This is a genomic window from Halorubrum sp. SP9 (assembly GCF_005435015.1).
GTDB classification, from domain to species: domain Archaea; phylum Halobacteriota; class Halobacteria; order Halobacteriales; family Haloferacaceae; genus Halorubrum; species Halorubrum sodomense.
Genome location: NZ_SGXU01000532.1, coordinates 1 through 332, shown reverse-complemented (window position 1 = coordinate 332; position 332 = coordinate 1). Strand labels below are relative to the sequence as shown.

The following is a 332-nucleotide window of genomic DNA, read 5'->3' as shown; positions in this document are numbered from 1 at the left end:
ACTTGTAATGGATTTCTCAAGTCGTGTGAAACAACACTTGTGAACTCCTCAAGCCGTTTGTTTGTGCGCTTGACCGACTCACGTTCGGTGATGTCGATATACATCGCTACCGTTCCGATGATCTCACCATCTGCTGTACGACGTGGAACCGAGCGCAAGAGAGCCTCTACCACCTCACCATCGTTAGCCACTAGATCACGTTTCTCTCTAGTGAACTCACCGTTAATCGATCGGCTATACCCTCCAGATTGTAATTCTTCTTCCGACTCAGGTGTGTAGAATTCTGTGAGTTCGCTGCCGGTTATTGCGTCCGCATCGTATCCAAGTGTCTC

1 protein-coding gene is annotated in these 332 nt (G+C 48.8%); it reads right to left on the bottom strand.

What is annotated here, in order from left to right; genetic code table 11:
- Positions 1-332, bottom strand: a 332-nt coding sequence (locus EXE45_RS18480) for a PAS domain S-box protein (protein WP_137695173.1), incomplete at both ends; no start/stop codon positions are given.